At 64.0% G+C, this 16,847-nt stretch carries 15 protein-coding genes and 1 pseudogene; 6 read left to right on the top strand and 10 right to left on the bottom strand.

Annotated features, from left to right (window positions below; all coding sequences use genetic code 11):
• Window positions 1-4 precede the first annotated feature (4 nt).
• The 9 genes and pseudogenes from OQZ28_RS09165 to exbB all read right to left on the bottom strand — a co-directional run bounded on the left by OQZ28_RS09165 (window position 5) and on the right by exbB (window position 8,442).
• Window positions 5-1,084 carry an ATP-binding protein gene (locus OQZ28_RS09165; protein ID WP_458135902.1) on the bottom strand — a complete coding sequence of 360 codons (1,080 nt, stop codon included), beginning with the start codon at window positions 1,082-1,084 and terminating at the stop codon, window positions 5-7.
• Window positions 1,081-2,505, bottom strand: a complete 1,425-nt coding sequence (locus OQZ28_RS09160) for a DUF5691 domain-containing protein (RefSeq protein WP_458135901.1) — start codon at window positions 2,503-2,505, stop codon at window positions 1,081-1,083. Before OQZ28_RS09160 ends, OQZ28_RS09165 begins: the two co-directional genes overlap by 4 nt.
• Window positions 2,498-3,886 carry an SWIM zinc finger family protein gene (locus OQZ28_RS09155; protein WP_458135900.1) on the bottom strand — a complete coding sequence of 463 codons (1,389 nt, stop codon included), beginning with the start codon at window positions 3,884-3,886 and terminating at the stop codon, window positions 2,498-2,500. Before OQZ28_RS09155 ends, OQZ28_RS09160 begins: the two co-directional genes overlap by 8 nt.
• Before the next feature lie 92 nt (window positions 3,887-3,978).
• Window positions 3,979-4,041, bottom strand: a pseudogene (locus tag OQZ28_RS09150) (hypothetical protein); the annotation flags it as partial.
• A gap of 49 nt (window positions 4,042-4,090) precedes the next feature.
• Window positions 4,091-4,723 carry a protein-methionine-sulfoxide reductase heme-binding subunit MsrQ gene (gene msrQ, locus OQZ28_RS09145; protein ID WP_458135899.1) on the bottom strand — a complete coding sequence of 211 codons (633 nt, stop codon included), beginning with the start codon at window positions 4,721-4,723 and terminating at the stop codon, window positions 4,091-4,093.
• Window positions 4,724-4,725: 2 nt separating this feature from the next.
• Window positions 4,726-5,670 (bottom strand): protein-methionine-sulfoxide reductase catalytic subunit MsrP, encoded by a 945-nt coding sequence (msrP, locus tag OQZ28_RS09140; RefSeq protein ID WP_130731118.1) that lies wholly within the window; start codon window positions 5,668-5,670, stop codon window positions 4,726-4,728.
• Window positions 5,671-6,401: 731 nt separating this feature from the next.
• Window positions 6,402-7,250 carry an energy transducer TonB gene (locus OQZ28_RS09135; RefSeq protein ID WP_458135898.1) on the bottom strand — a complete coding sequence of 283 codons (849 nt, stop codon included), beginning with the start codon at window positions 7,248-7,250 and terminating at the stop codon, window positions 6,402-6,404.
• Window positions 7,250-7,684, bottom strand: coding sequence for a TonB system transport protein ExbD (exbD, locus tag OQZ28_RS09130; RefSeq protein WP_458135980.1), 435 nt, complete (start codon window positions 7,682-7,684; stop codon window positions 7,250-7,252). The genes OQZ28_RS09135 and exbD overlap by 1 nt, the downstream gene beginning before the upstream one ends.
• A 17-nt stretch (window positions 7,685-7,701) precedes the next feature.
• On the bottom strand, window positions 7,702-8,442 hold the full coding sequence (gene exbB, locus OQZ28_RS09125; RefSeq protein ID WP_458135897.1) for a tonB-system energizer ExbB: 741 nt from the start codon (window positions 8,440-8,442) through the stop codon (window positions 7,702-7,704).
• Window positions 8,443-8,917: 475 nt separating this feature from the next.
• Here exbB and OQZ28_RS09120 point away from each other — a divergent pair, with 475 nt between their 5' ends.
• From OQZ28_RS09120 to OQZ28_RS09100, 5 genes are all read left to right on the top strand, one after another.
• Complete coding sequence (locus OQZ28_RS09120; RefSeq protein ID WP_458135896.1) at window positions 8,918-11,221, top strand: TonB-dependent receptor; 2,304 nt, start codon at window positions 8,918-8,920, stop codon at window positions 11,219-11,221.
• 61 nt (window positions 11,222-11,282) lie between these two features.
• Window positions 11,283-11,969 (top strand): tetratricopeptide repeat protein, encoded by a 687-nt coding sequence (locus OQZ28_RS09115; RefSeq protein ID WP_458135895.1) that lies wholly within the window; start codon window positions 11,283-11,285, stop codon window positions 11,967-11,969.
• Between the two features lie 71 nt (window positions 11,970-12,040).
• Window positions 12,041-12,547 (top strand): hypothetical protein, encoded by a 507-nt coding sequence (locus OQZ28_RS09110; protein ID WP_458135894.1) that lies wholly within the window; start codon window positions 12,041-12,043, stop codon window positions 12,545-12,547.
• Window positions 12,548-12,578: 31 nt separating this feature from the next.
• Entirely contained in the window at window positions 12,579-13,262 is a 684-nt protein-coding gene (locus OQZ28_RS09105; protein WP_130731147.1) for a Fe2+-dependent dioxygenase, read from the top strand.
• A 183-nt stretch (window positions 13,263-13,445) separates the two neighbouring features.
• Window positions 13,446-15,104, top strand: a complete 1,659-nt coding sequence (locus OQZ28_RS09100; protein WP_458135893.1) for a SulP family inorganic anion transporter — start codon at window positions 13,446-13,448, stop codon at window positions 15,102-15,104.
• A 95-nt stretch (window positions 15,105-15,199) separates the two neighbouring features.
• Here OQZ28_RS09100 and OQZ28_RS09095 read toward each other — a convergent pair whose 3' ends face one another.
• The gene (locus OQZ28_RS09095; RefSeq protein WP_130731113.1) at window positions 15,200-15,886 is read right to left on the bottom strand and encodes a GntR family transcriptional regulator; all 687 of its coding nucleotides are present in this window, start codon (window positions 15,884-15,886) and stop codon (window positions 15,200-15,202) included.
• A gap of 176 nt (window positions 15,887-16,062) precedes the next feature.
• On the opposite strand from OQZ28_RS09095, the gene OQZ28_RS09090 reads away from it, so the two are divergent.
• A complete protein-coding gene (locus OQZ28_RS09090; protein WP_458135892.1) occupies window positions 16,063-16,818 on the top strand; it encodes an aspartate/glutamate racemase family protein in 756 nt (251 codons plus the stop codon).
• The last annotated feature ends 29 nt before the right edge of the window (window positions 16,819-16,847 follow it).

The raw sequence follows: 16,847 nt of genomic DNA, 5'->3' as shown, positions 1-16,847 counted from the left end.
CGGGTCAGATCATCTCGGTCAGCGCGGCGTAATATTCCTCGAACCCGACTTTTTTCTTGAGCACGGTTTCCAGATATTCGCCCAGCACCACGCGGTCCTGCACCGGGTCCTTCACCACCGCGCCGATGATGCTGGCCGCAAGCGTTGCGGGGGTCAGTTTTCCATCATTGAAGAAAGTCGCCTGGCTGATGCCGCCCACCAGCACCGCAATCCCCTCCGCCGTGGACAGCCCGCCCGAAGGGGTCTTGAGCGCCACCTTGCCATCCTCGGTGGCACCACCGCGCAGTTCGCGGAAGATGCTCACCACCCGCGCCACTTCCTCGGCCACGTTGGGGGGCGTCGGCAGGTCAAGGGTTGCGGTCATCTCGCTCACGCGCTTGACGATGATGGCGATTTCCTCATCCACGCGCTCGGGCAGCGGCAGCACCACCACGTTGAAGCGCCGCTTGAGCGCGAATGAGAGTTCATTTACCCCCCTGTCGCGGTTATTGGCGGTGGCGATGATGTTGAACCCGCGCCGTGCATGGATGGCGGTATTGAGTTCGGGGATGGGCAGCATCTTCTCCGACAGCACGGTAATGAGGGTGTCCTGCACGTCGCTGCCCATGCGGGTCAGTTCCTCAAGGCGGCAGATCTTGCCTGCCTCCATCGCGCGCATCAGCGGCGTGGGCACCAGCGCCTCGCGGCTCGGGCCATCGGCCAGCAACCTGGCGTAGTTCCAGCCATAGCGGATCTGGTTTTCATCCGTGCCGGCGGTGCACTGGATGACCAGCGTAGAATCCCCCGTAATGGCGGCGGCCAGATGCTCGGACACCCATGACTTGGCCGTGCCCGGCATGCCCAGCAGCAACAGCGCGCGGTCGGTGGCAAGGGTTGCGACCGCCGTTTCGATCAGGGCGCGGCTACCTACGTATTTGGGGGTGATGAGCGTGCCATCACCCGCAACACCGCCCATGAGGTAGGTCACGACCTGCCGGGGCGAGAGCTTCCAGCCCGGGGGTCTGTGGCCGCCTTCCTCGGCGGCCAGCGCGCGCAGTTCGCCTGCATAACTTTCCTCGGCGAGCAGCCGCAGTTTTTCGCTCATTCCTGTGCTCCAGTCTTCTCAAGGGCGATATTGAGCCTGAGCATGTCAAGCCGTGAGTCGGCGGCGAGGTAGCCCGCCTGTTCAAGTGCTGCCATGGCCTGCCGGGCGGCGCGGGGCGTGGCGATCAGGCCAAGTGCCAGCAGTTCGGTTGCAAGGTTGGAGGCGGACAGTCCATCCTCTGCCGTGCGTGCCGCCAGCACGGCGCGGAAGGCGGGGGTGTTCACCACGTCATCCAGTTCACCCCCGCCCGCCAGCAGGCCAAGTGCCGAGAAGAATGCCAGCCGCCCCTCAGCCGCAAGCGGGGCGCGGGCCAACTGCGCGCGCGCGGCCACAGGCAGCCTTTCGGCCAGGGCATCATAATCGCGCCTGTATGGCGGCCCGTTGACCAGTACGGCCTGCAGCAATCCGGGCAGCATCGCATCCGGGCCGCTTCTTGCCGCCATGCTGATGAAATCCATATCCAGGCGCTCATCCACGTTCCATGGCCACAGGCGTGGCAGGTCAGTGGGCGCCAGATTGAGGGCCGCCGCAAAGTCCAGAACAGGCACCTGGTACAGCAACCTCCAGCGGGCGTTTTTCTGCGCCTGTGTTTTGAGCGGCATGGCCTTTATAACCTGCTGGCCGCCTGCCGCGCCCACGGGTTCGATGGCGAAAAAACCTGTCAGTTCTTCAGCCATCGCCCCATCGCAGGTTCCTGTTTCCTGCCGCGCCAGCAGCAGCGTGGCCAGTTCCTTCAGCTTGCGCGCCCGGTCCGTGCTGGCAATATCGCGCAGCAGCGGCACATCATCAGGCCCGGCATCGGCTCCCAGAACGTCCAGCAGGCCCAGGCGCTCATCAGCCGTGAGATGCCTGCGCCTGTTTTCAAACAGGGCACGGGCGCCAGCGGGGTCACTGTGGCGCAGCCGTACAAACGCCGCAAGCCGGGTGGCCGGGCCGAAATCATGCCAGTTTTCCGCGCTCAGGGGCGCATCGGGCGCCATGGGCAGGGTTTCCTGCCCGGCGGCGATGGCGGCAGCCCAGTCCTGCCACGGGGCGTAAAGGGCTGGCACGTCATCCTGCGGGGTCGGCATCCAGTCCGCCGGGTTGAGGCTGTAGCCGCGCCGGGCCAGCAGATGCACGAGGCCAAGGGCGCGCACCTCCTTCAATTGACCAAGCACGCGCCGTATCGTCGGCGCCAGGGCCTCTGGCACGGGGGGCAGGGCGACCTGCGGAATGGGGGGGAAAGCCTTGAGGCTGGCGGGCACTGCCGCCTCCACCATCGCATCAAGGAACTGGCCACCCAGGGCCAGCAGCCGCAGTTCCGCCACCGCCGGGTCCTGGCCCAGCACAGGCTGCCACGCCGTTGCCACGGGAGCCGCCGCCGCCCCCATGGCCCAGCGCGCCAGCACCGGGGCCATCATGTCATAAACAGGCTCAGCCATGATACAGGCGCCCCCACGCGCTCCGGGCTGCGAGCAATGCCAGCCGGTCATGCGCCCACAGGCCGATGGCGCGCGCAAGATCAGTGCCAAGCCATACGGGCGGTACATCACCCGCCAGCGGCAGCGTCAGGCTGCCATCGGCGGCACGCCACCACAGTTGTTTCGCTTCATCATGCATGATGCGCCCCGCTGGCAGCATGAGCGGCACCTCAAGGCGCCACAGCTCGGCCAGAAGGGCCGCGTTGATAGCCGCACGCGGCGGCGCGCCCGCAGGCCAGTCGGGCGCATCGGCGGATGGCAGGGCTGCGTGTTCGCGCAATATGGCACGCAGCGGAAAGGGTGCCGGGTAGAAGGCGAGCGTGCCGGTAAAATACGCGCCCGGCGTGAACAGGCTGCTCCGCTGCATGCCAGCGCCCTTGGGAAAAAAATCAACCAGCATGGCAAAGCGCGGACCGTCATCGCCCAGATTGAGCAGCCATGTGGTCTGCACCACCAGCCTGTCGCGCTGCATGTGCTGCTGGCTGGCCAGCACTTCCCACACAGCATGAACGCTTTGGGTATCGGGGTGGGCCAGCAGGGTGTCCCGCGTCTCGGCCGTGCAGACAAGGCGGCGCAGGTCAGGCCGCTCCGGCTGCGCGCGGAAGGCGCAGGCAAGCTGCACCAGCTTGCCCAGTTCCACCACGCAGGCCTGCAGCCGCGCCCCCGCGGGCAGGGCAAGGATGCGGGCGGGCAGTTCATCCACCCGGCTGGCAAGGGCGGTGGCCTTGCCATCAACCAGCCGGGCCGCAACCTGCCGGCAGCGCTCGGGCATGTTGTCAACAAAGCTGGCCAGCCCCAGCCGGAGCTGGTCGCCAATCCACTGCTCGAGCGTGCGCAGCCCGTCGCACACGGCCTGCGTGGTTTCTTCCGCGCGTTTTCTGGCGGCCTCCTCGCGGCGGGCCCCGGCTTTGGGGGCGTCCGGCATAGCCTGCTGCACCTGCCGGGCGGCCTCAAGGTCGGGGGGTGTGCCTGCGGGCCCGGCCGTCGCGGCTGGCGTGGTCGCGGCCTTCGGCCTGCGCCGGGCCAGCCACTCCCCCACCCACTCAGGCGGGGCGCCGGACGTGAAGGGCGCCTTTTGCCCTGCACACAGGCAGATCAGCCCAAGCACATGCTTGCACGGAAATTTACGCGAGGGGCAGGTGCATTTACTCCCCATGTCACGCGCATCGACCATGACACGGTAGGGCAGGGCGCCAGAGCCCGCACATTCGCCCCAGAGCAGGGTTTCATCCGGGCTGTGCCCCAGCCCGGACCATTTGGCGGGCTTGGCCAAGCCAAGCCCTGCGCGGAGGGAGGCCTGATCGACCGCAAGCTGTTCGACAATGCCGGAATCAATCTTCATGATGGTTATGGCCTTCCTCCCGATGGAGAAAGCATATCCATCAATGGTAAACATTCAATACGCTACCGACAAATCATATATATTCAAGTATTTTATGTTCCAATACCGCATTTTAAGATACAAAATGAATGCATAAATTGTTTTTTCATTCTTCGTCTTCATGCGCCATGCCACAGACAGGCTGATATTCTCCTGCCCTGTGCCTTATGCTCCTGCACGCCCGATGCGGGCACGGACCAGCGATACGCCCCGCCACAGCACCATGGCCATCAAAGCCGCCGCATAGCTGACGCTGGTGGCGTTATACGTCTTGAATGCCAGCAGGAAATGCACCGCAACCAGCACCGCCACGCCATAGACCAGCCGGTGCAGCCTGCCCCAGCGCCGCCCCAGCCTGCGAATGGACCAGTTATTGGATGTGAGTGCGAGGGGCAGCAGCAGCATGAAGGCCGCAAACCCCAGCATGAGGAAGGGCCTGCGCGTGATGTCATGCCACAGCACGGCCAGGTTGCCCTGCTGGTCAAGCGCCACGTAAACGCTCACATGCATCAGCGCGTACCAGAAGGCCAGCAGCCCCAGCATGCGCCGGTAGCGCAGCAGGCTGATGCCGCTCACCACCCGCAACGGCGTGACCAGCAATGCCGCAAGCAGGAAACGCACCGCCCACAGCCCCAGCCAGCGCTCGAACACATTGACCGGGTCCGCCCCCAGTCTGTCGTGCGCACCATACCAGAAATAGAGTGCTGCAGGCAGCAGCCCCACCGCCATCAGCACCATGGTCTCGCCGCGCCATGGCAGCAGCGTGCGGGTGCGCCCCGCCCCGGTCAGGCGCGGCATGCTCAGTAAAAGCGGCGCAGGTTCATGGTGCCATAAAGCCCGGCCACCTGCGCACCATAGCCGTTGAACATGAGGGTTTTCCTACGACCGCCACCAAAAAATCCGCCTGCGCCAATCACCCGCTCCGAGGCCTGGCTCCAGCGCGGGTGGTCCACATCGGGGTTGACGTTGGCGAAGAAGCCATACTCGGCGGCGTTCATCTGGTTCCATGTCGTGGGTGGCATCTGTTCCACCAGCCGGATGCGGGTAATGGACTTGATGCCCTTGAAGCCATACTTCCACGGCACGACCAGCCTGACCGGCGCGCCGTTCTGGTTGGGCAAGGTCTCGCCATACAGGCCCACGGCCAGCAGGGTGAGCGGGTGCATGGCTTCATCAAGCCGCAGCCCTTCCACATACGGCCAGGCCAGGCTGTCGAGCCCACCCGTCTGGCCCGGCATCTCGGCCGGGCGCACGACCGATTCAAACGCCACGTAGCGCGCGTTGCCCAAGGGCTCGGCCAGAGCGAGCAGGCTGGCCAGTGGAAAGCCATCCCATGGGATGACCATCGACCACGCCTCGACACAGCGCATGCGGTACAGCCGCTCCTCGATCGGCATGGCGGCGATCAGCGCATCGATGTCCCACACGCGCGGATGGGCCACCAGCCCTTCGACCGACACGGTCCATGGCCGCGCATGAAACCGGCCGGAACGGGTTGAGGGATCGGTCTTGTCCAGCCCGAATTCATAGAAATTGTTGTAATGGGTCACATCTTCCAGCGGGGTCGGTTTTTCCGCTGCCTGAAAGGGGCCGGGCCGTGTGTGCAGGGCCTCGGCAAGGGCGCGAGGCCCCGTGCCGACCGCCATGCCCAGCGTGGCCCCCGCCAGCAGCCTGCGCCGCGACAGCCAGACCCCGCGCGGCGTAATCTCGCTTGATGACGGACGCGGATAGGACCATCGGGCCATGAATGCCTTCCCCCTGTGCCTGTTTACGGCACCTTCAACGCATCGCACCCTGCGCGGTATCCCGGCAATACACAATACGGGCCGTAAAACATGACCGGACGTTAAGGTTGGCCCCTTGCCTCAGTCTGGCTCGGGGGATGGTGGCGGCGGCGCGATCTCGCGTTTTTCCAGGCAGGACGGGCACAGGCATGCGCCCCCGACCTGCGGCTGGGGGTGCACTGCCGGGCGTTGCATGCACCAGCAATCACCCTGCGGATCGCACCCGAACGGTGCCTGACAGATGGCGCAGTAAGCCAGTTCAGCCTCCTTCCCGCCATGCGGGTTTTACATGAATGCCACGAACATCGCGGCACACGGCCACAAAGGCATAGCATGACGATGGTGCGACACTGAAAGGCCGCAGGAGCGGCTCTGGCCTGACATCTGGCCCCGCAGGGCCGGGGGAACGTGCAGGCAGGTGGCTTGACCGCACCACATTACAACGCGCGGTTGCGACAGACGGCAAGCGCTGCGTCCCCCCTGCACCCGGCGCATCAGGGCCACACAGGGGCATTCCCTGCCGGCTGGCCCTGGCCTGAGCGCGCCGCGTGGGCAAGCGCCATGGGAAAGCCATGGGTCTAGCCGTAATGCAGGCGTGATGTTTTACGCCCGCTGCCCTTCCATCAGGCGGAAAACGGCGCGTGGCTGGTTCGCAGCGCCTCTGCGGCCTGCCTGCTTTTTCAGGCTGCCCGTCAGCGTTGTGCCTGATCGAGGTGGAATTCCACCGGCACGCTCAGCACGATCGGGTCGCCCCTGACCTCGGGCGGGGGCACCGGCAGGGGTTCGGCCCGCCGGAGCAGGTCCAGCGTTTCCGCATCGAGCAGCGCATGGCCTGCGCTCCGTTCGATGCGGGCTGAAAGGACATGCCCCTGCCGGTCCATTGCAAAATGCAGCACCGCAACCCCTTCCTGCCGCCCTGCCTGCGCCTGCGCGGGGTAGCGTTTGTAGTGTTCCAGCCGTGCCAGCAGTGCGGCCTGCCAGGTGGGCAGCGCATGCGTGGCATGGGCCGGGTCGGCCCCCGGCGCGGGTGCGGCCTGCGCTGGCGCAGGCGGGGCGGCAAGACTGGGCGGCGCCGTTGTGGCCGCGGCTGGGGGCTTGCGGTCAGGGGGGGCATCCCTGACAGGGGGCGTGGGCCGTTTCTTTTTTGGCGGAGTCTTTCGGTCTTCGTGGCGGGGCACGACAGCGGGCGGGTTGGGCGCGGGTGAAGGGGGGGCCGTGATCTCGGGGGGCGGCAGAGGCGTGGGGTCAGGCTGCGAGAGAACCTGCATGGGGCCGGGCGGCGCATCGGTCGGGGACACGGGGGTGGCGACAGGTTCGGGGGCCAGGTCAATGGCGATGGCCGCTGGCGGGGCCTCAGGCACGGGCATGACCGGGGGTGGCTGGCGCATCACCCACCACGTCGCACCCGCCAGCCCGCCCAGAACCACCAGCAGGGATGCGCCCCATACCAGCCCATCGCGCCGGTCAGCCCGCCGCAGGCTGGCGGCGCGCCATAGCGTAAAGGAAGCGGGTGTGTCACGGGTCGGGAAAACGGTGGGCATCAGGGTGCCGTGCTCCCCTCACCCGCATTTTGCAGGTTGACCAGGGCGACTTTCAGATACCCCGCCGCGCGCAGCCGGTCCATCACGCCCATCAGCGTGCCGTAATCCACGGTTTTATCCGCACGGAGGAAAATGCGCGCGTCACGGTTGCCCTGCGTTGCGGCGGCAAGGGCTGCGGGCAGGCTGTCGGGGGTCACGTCATCCTCGCCCAGCGCCAGCCCGTGATCGGCCTTTACGGTCAGGAAGACCGGAGCATCGGGGCGGGGCACAGGCTTTTCGGTGGAAGAAGGCAGATCAACAGGCACATTGACGGTGGTGAGGGGCGCCGTGACCATGAAGATCACGAGCAGCACCAGCATCACGTCGATAAAGGGCGTGACATTGATGTCATGCGCCTCATGCACGCTGTCATCACCGTGGCGGATACGCTGCATTGCCATGACCCGCCGCCCTATTCCGCCGCCGCGCGGGCATCATGCAGCGTGTAGCCGCGCAGCACGGCGCTGCCCTGCGCCGCGCGCCCCAGATCGCGCGAGACCAGGCGCATGACCAGCGCGGTGAGATCAGCCACCTGTGCCCGGCACCCCGCCGACTGGCGCATGATGTGGTTATAGATCACCACCGCCGGTATGGCGGCCACAAGGCCGAGCGCGGTTGCCAGCAGGGCCTCGGCAATGCCGGGGGCCACCACGGCCAGGCTCGTGGCCCGGCTGGCCGCGATGCCGGTAAACGCGGTCATGATGCCCCAGACCGTGCCAAACAGCCCGATAAAGGGGGCCGTCGCACCAATGGTGGCCAGCAGGCCGGTGCCGCGCATGAACCGCCGCCCCTCGGCGGCCTCCAGCCGCTCAAGGTGCAGGACTATGCGCTCCTTCATCCCCTCCGCATCGCCCGCGATATCATGCGACTGCCTGCGCTCGGCCTGCACCGCCACGAGCAGGGTGCGGGCAATGCGGCAGGCGGGCGCGCCATCAGCACCATCCGCCACAGATGCGCACTGGTCCAGCGCGGCGGCGGCGTTGTGCATCTGCCTGCGCGCCAGCAGGAGTTCGACGGTTTTGGCGATCAGGATGGTCCATGTGATGAGGCTGCACGCCACCAGCACGAGCATGACGCTGCGCACCACGGGCCCCGCATGCACGAACATCTCCCACGCGGAGAATGACATGGGCGAAGAAAGGACTGGCGGCATGAATGAATCCTGGATTTTTACTTTGTGAATACAATAACGGCATGCACGCCTGCTGTTCAGGACACACGATCATTCCTGACACAACGGAACAACGCTTTTGTGCCCGCACGGGCATGCCGCACCAGCAGATGGCAAATTCCGGCACATTATGCAAGTGATAATCAATATCAAATTATTGATGCCATAGCGCAAGCCCCCGTCGCGCCACGGCCCTGCTCGCCACATTTCTTTGATAAAACAGGTCTCTTTACGCTACTTGGCACTCGTGCTGTTACATGATTACATATTATTTCATGAATTTTTCGCTCTTATTCTTTATTTGACCATGTTGCCCGCAGGCAACACTTAGCTTTGTTCTTTGTTATAATAATGAGAATCATTTGCGTTATGTGTTGCGAGCGATTATCAACACCCCGTTTCCGTCATCATAATCAGACAACACACCCACCATGTAGGGTGCAGCAGGAGTGGTGAATTGAGCCAGCCAGAACTCTCCCCCACCAGGGCACAGGGGCACGGTCTTCGCGTGGCCGTGGCACTAGGCATGTCGGTCGGCCTTGGCGCAGGCGCGGATGAGGCCCATGCCGAGGCCCCGCCCGAACCGACCGATACAGCCGACAGCACCATCAAGCTGTCTGCCGTGCGCGTGGGCGGCCAGGCCCACGCGGAAGATGCCGGCATTGAATCGGGCAATACCAATAGCGAGACCCTGCATATCGCCCGCATGCCCGCCAGCGTGCGCGACACGCCGCAGACCATTACCGTCGTGCCGCAGGAGCTGATCAGGCAGCAGCGCGCCTTCACGCTCGACCAGGCGCTGGCCAACGTGCCGGGCATTACCCTTTCCACCGGCGAGGGCGCGGGCGGGCTGAATGGCGACCAGTTCCGCATTCGCGGGCTGCAGGCGCGTCAGGATATCTATACCGATGGCCTGCGTGATTTTGGCACCTATACGCGCGATACCTTCAACACCGAGAGCGTCGAGGTCATAAAAGGCCCATCGGGCGAATATTTCGGCGCGGGCAATGTGGGCGGTGTCATCAACCAGAGCCAGAAGCATGCCCATGCGGGCAACAGCTACAGCTATGACCAGACCTTTGGCAGCGGGCCGCTCTTTCGTGGCGTGGGCGACATCAACTACCAGATCAATGAGGACATGGCCATTCGCATCAATGGCATGTTCAACAAGCAGGATGTGGTTGACCGCGACAACGTGACCTCCAACCGCTATGGCGCCGCGGTCGATTTTGGCGTGGGCCTGCGCAGCAAAACGTCATGGCACCTGACATGGCAGTGGCTGAACAGCAACAGCAAGCCCGATTACGGCGTGAGCATGATCGATGTCGGCGGCATCTATCGCCCCATTACCGATTATGGCGTGGCCCGCAACACCAGCTACACCCGCAATTTCGACTTTGACCGCTCCAATATCCACACCCTCACCTCCGCGCTCAAATCAGACATCACGCGCTGGTTCACGCTCACCAATGACACGCGGCTGAGCCTGTACGAGCGCGATTACACCGCCACCACGCCTGCCGCGTGCTCGGGGGCATGCGCCGCCGCCATCCTCTCGGGTGGCAATTACGCCCTGCCCTATGGCGCGGGCGGCGGTGCGGCCTACCGGCAGCAGGGCTGGGGCGTGCAGAATGTCATCATGGGGCGCGCGCGCTTCAATACCGGTTTTGTCCATCATGACCTCAAGGCGGGGGTGGACATCAACTACGCCAGTGATTCGCGCTGGCCGGGCAGCTTCACCAACCGCACCAACAACCAGACCATCCGCAACCCGCAATATGCCTATCCGGGCACGTCGCTCAGCTTTCCCGCTACAGGCTACGGCAATGCCAATGCGCGTGACCTCGGGCTGTTCCTGGCCGACCGCATACAGCTGACCCGGCAGCTTTCGCTGTTCGGCACCGCGCGGTGGGATTCGTTCAGCAGCACGTATTACAAGCAGTCAACCGCAAGCGATGGCCGCGCCGAGCAGAAATCCGACCGCTGGAGCCCTTCGGGCAGCATCATGTATTCACCGCTGAAGGATACATCATTCTACTTCACCTTTGCACGCTCGTACAAGCCCGTGGGCACGGATGTGTCCTCACTGGTCACGGTCAAGCCGCAGGCGGGTGACGTGGCGCAGAAAGGCGTCAACCTCTCGCCCCAGCGCAGCGACCTGTTCGAGTTTGGCAACAAGTCCGACTTCTTTCACAAGCGGCTGGGCACCACGGTCGCCTTCTTCCAGATCAGCGAGAACAATTCGCGTTATTATGACGTGAATGGCGACATGGAAACCGGCTTTGCCGATTCCGGCAGTGGCCGCCGCATCCGTGGCGTGGAACTGAGTGCGAACGGCAAGATCACGCGCGACTGGCAGGTCTTCGCCTCCTATTCCTACATGGACGGGCGCGTGACCCACAGCAACACCGGCGATAACGGCAAGGTCGCGCCGCAGGTGCCGCACAACAATATGTCGGTATGGAGTTCGTATGACCTTTCGCGCATGCTGCTGCGCCCACAGTGGGGTGACCTCAAGATTGGCGGTGGCGCACAGTATTCATCAGGCTACTGGGCCGGTCCGGACACGACCAATACAGCCCGCATGCCCTACACCTTCAATCTCAATGGCATGGTTTCATGGGATTACAGGCACTACCATGTCTCGTTCAACGCCAACAACATCACCAACCGGCTCAATTATGCCTCCTCGTTTTCCGGCTCGCGGGCGGTTCCTTCACCGGGGCGTTACTTCCTTGGCAGCATTGGCGTATCATTTTGATACTTCTATATTCCAAAATGAATGACATATACTGTCCAAAACAAGAGAATACCGTGCTGAAATGAATGAATGCGGACAGGCTGCCCCAAATCGCCACGCCCGCCCCATGCCAGGCGTGGTGGAGACGCAGCTCATGCTGGGGCAGATCCATCTTGACCAGGGCCGCAAGGAGGACGCCTTCCTCATGTTCGAGGCGGCCGCACGCAGTGGCGACCCGCGTGCGGTGAACATGCTCGGCCGCGCTTACGAGCGCGGCTGGGGCACCACGCGCAACCCGGCCGCCGCGGCCCTCCTTTACACCCATGCGGCAGATAGCGGGTATGGCTGGGCGCTGTTCAACCTGGCCGACCTGTACCTGGCAGGCCAGGGCGTGCGGGCCGATCCGGGGCGTGCCCATGTCCTTTATGTCGCGGCATCACGCGCGGGGGTTGCCAAGGCCCTGAACATGCTGGGCGTCATGGCGGAACAGCGCATGGTGCCCGCGGCGCAGCCCGCAAGCGCGCCGATGTTCTTTCATGCCGCAGCAATGGCAGGCGACTGCTGGGGCTGCGTCAATCTGGCACGGCTGCATCTGGCCGCAGGCCAGACGGCGCAGGCCATGCCGTGGCTGCGCAAGGCGCTGGAATACGGCTTCGGGGATGTCTTTGCCGCCATTGCCACGCTTGTGGCCGCAAGGCCCGAGCCCCTGCTACGCGCTGTAGCGCAGGAGGCCACAAGGCGGATAATGCCCCCTGCCGATGACAGGTAATGGGGGACCTTGCCGTAAGTGCCGGATATTTTTCCCGACAGGCTTTTCGCCACAACACGATCGCATGACACATGAAACTGATGATAAAGAAATACGCCACGCCCCTTATTACCGGCCTGTTCCTGGTCTCGGCCATTTCCGGCACGGCCCTGTTCTTTCACTGGATGCCGGGCATGTTCCACTCCATGCATGTCTGGCTGAGCATGGTGCTGCTGCTGCCTTTCGTGCTGCATATGTGGCGCAACTGGTCGCAGTTCCTGCTGTATTTCCGCACGCCCTCGATGCTGGTGGCCTGCGGGCTGTCGCTGGTTGCCGCCATTGCCTTCGTGCTCACCACGGGGCATGCGGGCGGCAACCCAGCGCGCCAGCTTTTTCCGCTGCTGACCCATGCGCCGCTCAACACACTGGCCCCCGTGCTGCACGCTACACCCGACGCACTGGCCGAACGCCTGAGCCATGAGGGCTGCACGGTGCATTCCACTGACGAGACGCTGGAACAGATCGCAACGGATTGCGGCCAGAAGTCAAACGACCTCCTGCTGCGCCTGCTGCCGCATCATGGCGATCATGGGCATTGAGCACAATGATCCGGTCAACAGGAAATTCCTCATGCTGATTCATATTCCCGGCGTGCTCAGCCGCCATGATGTGGCCCATTGCCGCGCGGTGCTGGGCCGCTCGCAATGGGTTGACGGGCGCGTGACGGCGGGCGAGCAGTCCGCCAAGGCCAAGTTCAACCTCCAGATCCCGCATGACAGCGCGGAAAGCCGTGACCTGGCCGACCTGGTGCTGCAACGCCTGGGGTGCAATGCCACCTTCAACAGCGCGGCCCTGCCGCTGCGCGTGTTCCCGCCCCTGTTCAACCGCTATGACGCGGGCATGTGCTTTCACACCCATATCGACAACGCCATCCGTCCCCTGCCGGGCACGGGCCACCGGCTGCGCACCGATGTATCCTCCACGCTGTTCCTCAGCGAACTTGATGAATATGACGGCGGCGAACTGATGATACAGGACACCTATGGCACGCAGAAGGTGCGCTTCCCCGCGGGCGACATGGTGCTCTACCCCGCCACCAGCCTGCACAGCGTCAGCCCCGTTACGCGTGGCAGCCGCTGGGCGTCGTTTTTCTGGTCGCAGTCCATGGTGCGCAATGACGTGCAGCGCACCCTGCTCTACCAGTTCGACCAGTCGATCATCGAAACTCGCCGCACCCTGCCCGACAGCCACCCCGCCGTGCTCGGCCTGACCGCCACCTACCACAACCTGCTGCGCCAGTGGGCTGAACTGTAGCCGTACCGGCCTGACACCCTTATGGAAATTCACCATTTATGGAATTGCGTTGTTTCCATTGCATCCGCAATTGGCATGGCTGGATACGGCAACACATTCACGATAAAGACAGGCCGGAATACAGGGTGGAAACAGATACAATGAACATGACAGACGCCCGCCACGCCACAAGGCGCTGAGGTGATGGAACCGGACAGGACCATGCGGGGGCGGCTACGCGATATTGTTGCCGGGCTGTCGCTGGCATCGATGAACATTCCGCAGGTGCTGGGCTATACCCGCATTGCCCAGATGCCTGCGGTGACCGGCCTGTACACGGTTCTGCTCCCGCTTGTAGCCTTTGCGGGGTTTGGGGCCTCGCGCCATCTGGTGGTGGCGGCTGATTCCGCCACGGCGGCGATTTTCTCCAGCGCGCTCGGGCGCATGGCCGTGCCGGGCAGCGTGCATTACATGGCGCTGGTCAGCATGGTCGCCCTGCTCAGCGCGGGGTTCCTGCTCGTCGCGCGGCTGTTCCGCCTTGGCTTTCTGGCCGATTTCCTCTCGCGCACCGTGCTGGTGGGGTTCATGGCCGGCGTGGGCGTGCAGGTGGCACTTGCCATGACGCGCGACATGCTGGGCATAAATGTCACGGCCCATAACACCATGCTGCAACTGTTCCAGACAGTGCAGCGCCTGCCACGGCTCAATGGTCCGACGCTGCTCCTCTCGGTGAGCATTGTAGCGGCCATCATGGCGGGCGAGCGGCTGGTGCCCCGCCTGCCGCTGCCACTGCTCACGGTGGTGGGGTCGATCATGGCCAGCATGATGTTCGATCTGTCCGGGCACGGCATTGCCATCATCGGCCCGATTGAGAGCGGCCTGCCGCGCCTGCGCCTGCCTGATGTTTCGTGGAATGAAATGCTGGCCCTACTGCCGGTCACCACATCATGCGTGTTTGTCATCATTGCGCAGAGTGCCGCAACATCCCGCGCCTTTGCCCAGCGCTTTCATGATCCGGTCAATGACAATGCCGACATTCTCGGCCTTGCCGCAGCCAACGCCGCCGCCGGGCTGAGTGGCACCTTCAGTGTCAATGGCAGCCCGACCCAGACCGCCATGGCCGTGCAGGCGGGCGCGCGCACGCAGCTTGCGCAACTGACCTTTGCCGGCATCACCATGCTCGTGCTGCTGTTCCTGACCGGGCCGCTGCAATACCTGCCGCGCTGCGTGCTGGCCTCGATTGTCTTTACGGTCGCCCTCGGCATGATCGACCGGCGCGCCATGCTGGCCATCTACCGTGAAAGTCCGGGCGAGTGCGGACTGGCGCTTGCCACGGCGGCCGCCGTTATCAGCATCGGCGTGGAACAGGGCATATTCCTGGCCATTGCGCTCTCGCTGTTCCGCCATGTGCGGCACAGTTACGAGCCCCATACCATGCTGCTGTGTTATGATACGCATTCCGGCCTGCTTGAGCCGCAACCTGTCTCGACCGGGGTACAGACCGCGCCGGGCGTGCTGCTCTACCGGTTCTGCGCGGATCTGTTCTATGCCAACTCGATGCGCTTTGTCAGTGATATCCGCTCCCTCGTGGCCCCTGCGCGCGCGCAGCCTGACTGTATCGTGGTGGATGCCAGCGCGATTACCGATATCGACTTTTCAGCCGCAAGTGACCTGCGCGACCTGTTTGCCAGCCTCAGGCAACAGGGGGTCAGGATCATATTCGGGCGGGTCACGCCCTATCTCCGCGCCGACATGGACCGCCATCGCATCACCCCGGTTATCGGGGCGGAGAACATTTATGCCCAGTTGCATACGGCCATGGCCGCGGCACGCCACGGCATGAATACACACCCCCCCGCCTGATGGCGCACCGGCAGGAAGCGGCCAGCGGGTCACCTCCGCCCGCACCGCCTGAACACTGCGCCTGCGCATGATATTCTCTTTTACCAGAGCGGCTCTCAGTCTTTCAGGGGCTGGAGGATCTGGCTCAGGATGGTCGTGGTCGCTGGCTCGCGGTGAAAATCAAGGCAGCTTTCAATCCCTTCCAGATGCCGCGCCATGAGGGCGGAGGCTTCGACATAATCATGCGCCAGAAGCAGTTCCAGCAGATCGTGATGATCAGAAGACAGGCAACACGTCGTGTTCTGTCGCTCATACATGGTGATGATGAGCGACATGCGCAGGATCAGTTCGCCGGTAATGCTTTTCAGCACTTTGTTACCAAGTTCCTCGATCAGGGTCAGGTGAAACTGGCCGGAAAGATAGATCATGGCAATCGCGTCATGCGCCGCATGGGCCTGGGCTTCCTCCGCCATGATCCGGCGCAGTCGCTCAGCCGCCTGCGCCGATAGCCTGCGGTAAGGACGCGCGAGCAGGCTGACCTCGATCAGGCGGCGGCTGGCCAGTACGTCACGCGCTTCCTGTGGGGAGGGGCGGCTGACAAACGCCCCGCGCCCCGGCTCCAGCGTAACGATGTGCGAGCGCGACAGCAGCAGCAGCACCCGGCGGATCTTGGCGCGGTTGGAGCGAAAGATCTGGGCAAGCTCTTCCTCCGGCAGCTTGCTGCCAGGCGCCAGCTTGCGCTCCAGGACCGCCTTGCACAAGGCATCAGCAATGCGCGCCTCTTCCTTGGCAGATGATCCCATGGCCCGTGCCTCCCCTCCCCTTTTGCTGAAACGCATTTCTGTTGGGGCAGTCTGGCGCTTCCGTCAAGAGCCTTGATATTGTAAACAATAATGGTTGACGAAACACGTTTCCAAATCATACTGACTGACAGAGGCCACTGATATGGCCCACCTTAATCATGATTGGATGCCTGCCCGTGTCGCGCCTGCTGCTTATCAATCCCAATACCGATACGGACATGACGCAACGCATGGCAGCGTATGCCGAAGCCCAGTTTGCCGGTGCTGTTGCGATTGAGGCGGTCACGGCCCGGTTCGGGGCGCGCTACCTGACCAACCGCGTTTCCGTAACCATTGCAGGCCATGCGGTGCTCGATGCGCTGGCATGCGCGCGCGGCCCGTTTGACGCGGTGCTGGTGGCCTGTTTTGGCGACCCCGGGCGCGAGGCGCTGGCCAGCATCTGCCCGGTGCCGGTTGCGGGCATGGCGCAGGCTTCCCTTATGCGCGCGGCACGGCTGCCGGGGCGCTTCTCCATCGTGACCGGTGGCCCGGAATGGAAACCCATGCTCGTGACCCTGGTGCAGGCCATGGGATTGAGCGCGCGACTGGCGTCCATCCGCATCCTGCCCGCCGCGGGCAATGTGCTGGCGCAGGGCGGCGCTGCCGCCTGCCGCCAGATTGTGCGCGCCTGCAATGAAGCGGTGCAGGAGGATGGCGCCGCCCGCGTGGTGCTGGGCGGCGCAGGGCTGGCCGGCTTTGCCGCGCGGATTGCGCCCGACGTCACCGCCCCGGTCCTGTGTTCCCTGCACGAGAGCCTGCAGGAAACCTTTAACCTGCTGCAGCACCCCATGCCGCCGCAGCCCCCTCGGGATTGCATGGAGACGGTGGGCCTGTCCCCCGAACTGCACCGTTATCTGGCCTCTGGCGCGGCCGTGCGCGCCTGCCAGGATTGAAATCCATTTTTGTAAACAATATGCGTTGA

The organism is Komagataeibacter sp. NFXK3 (assembly GCF_054182245.1).
Note: the sequence above shows the minus strand (reverse complement) of the source record. Positions and strands in the feature narration are given on the sequence as shown.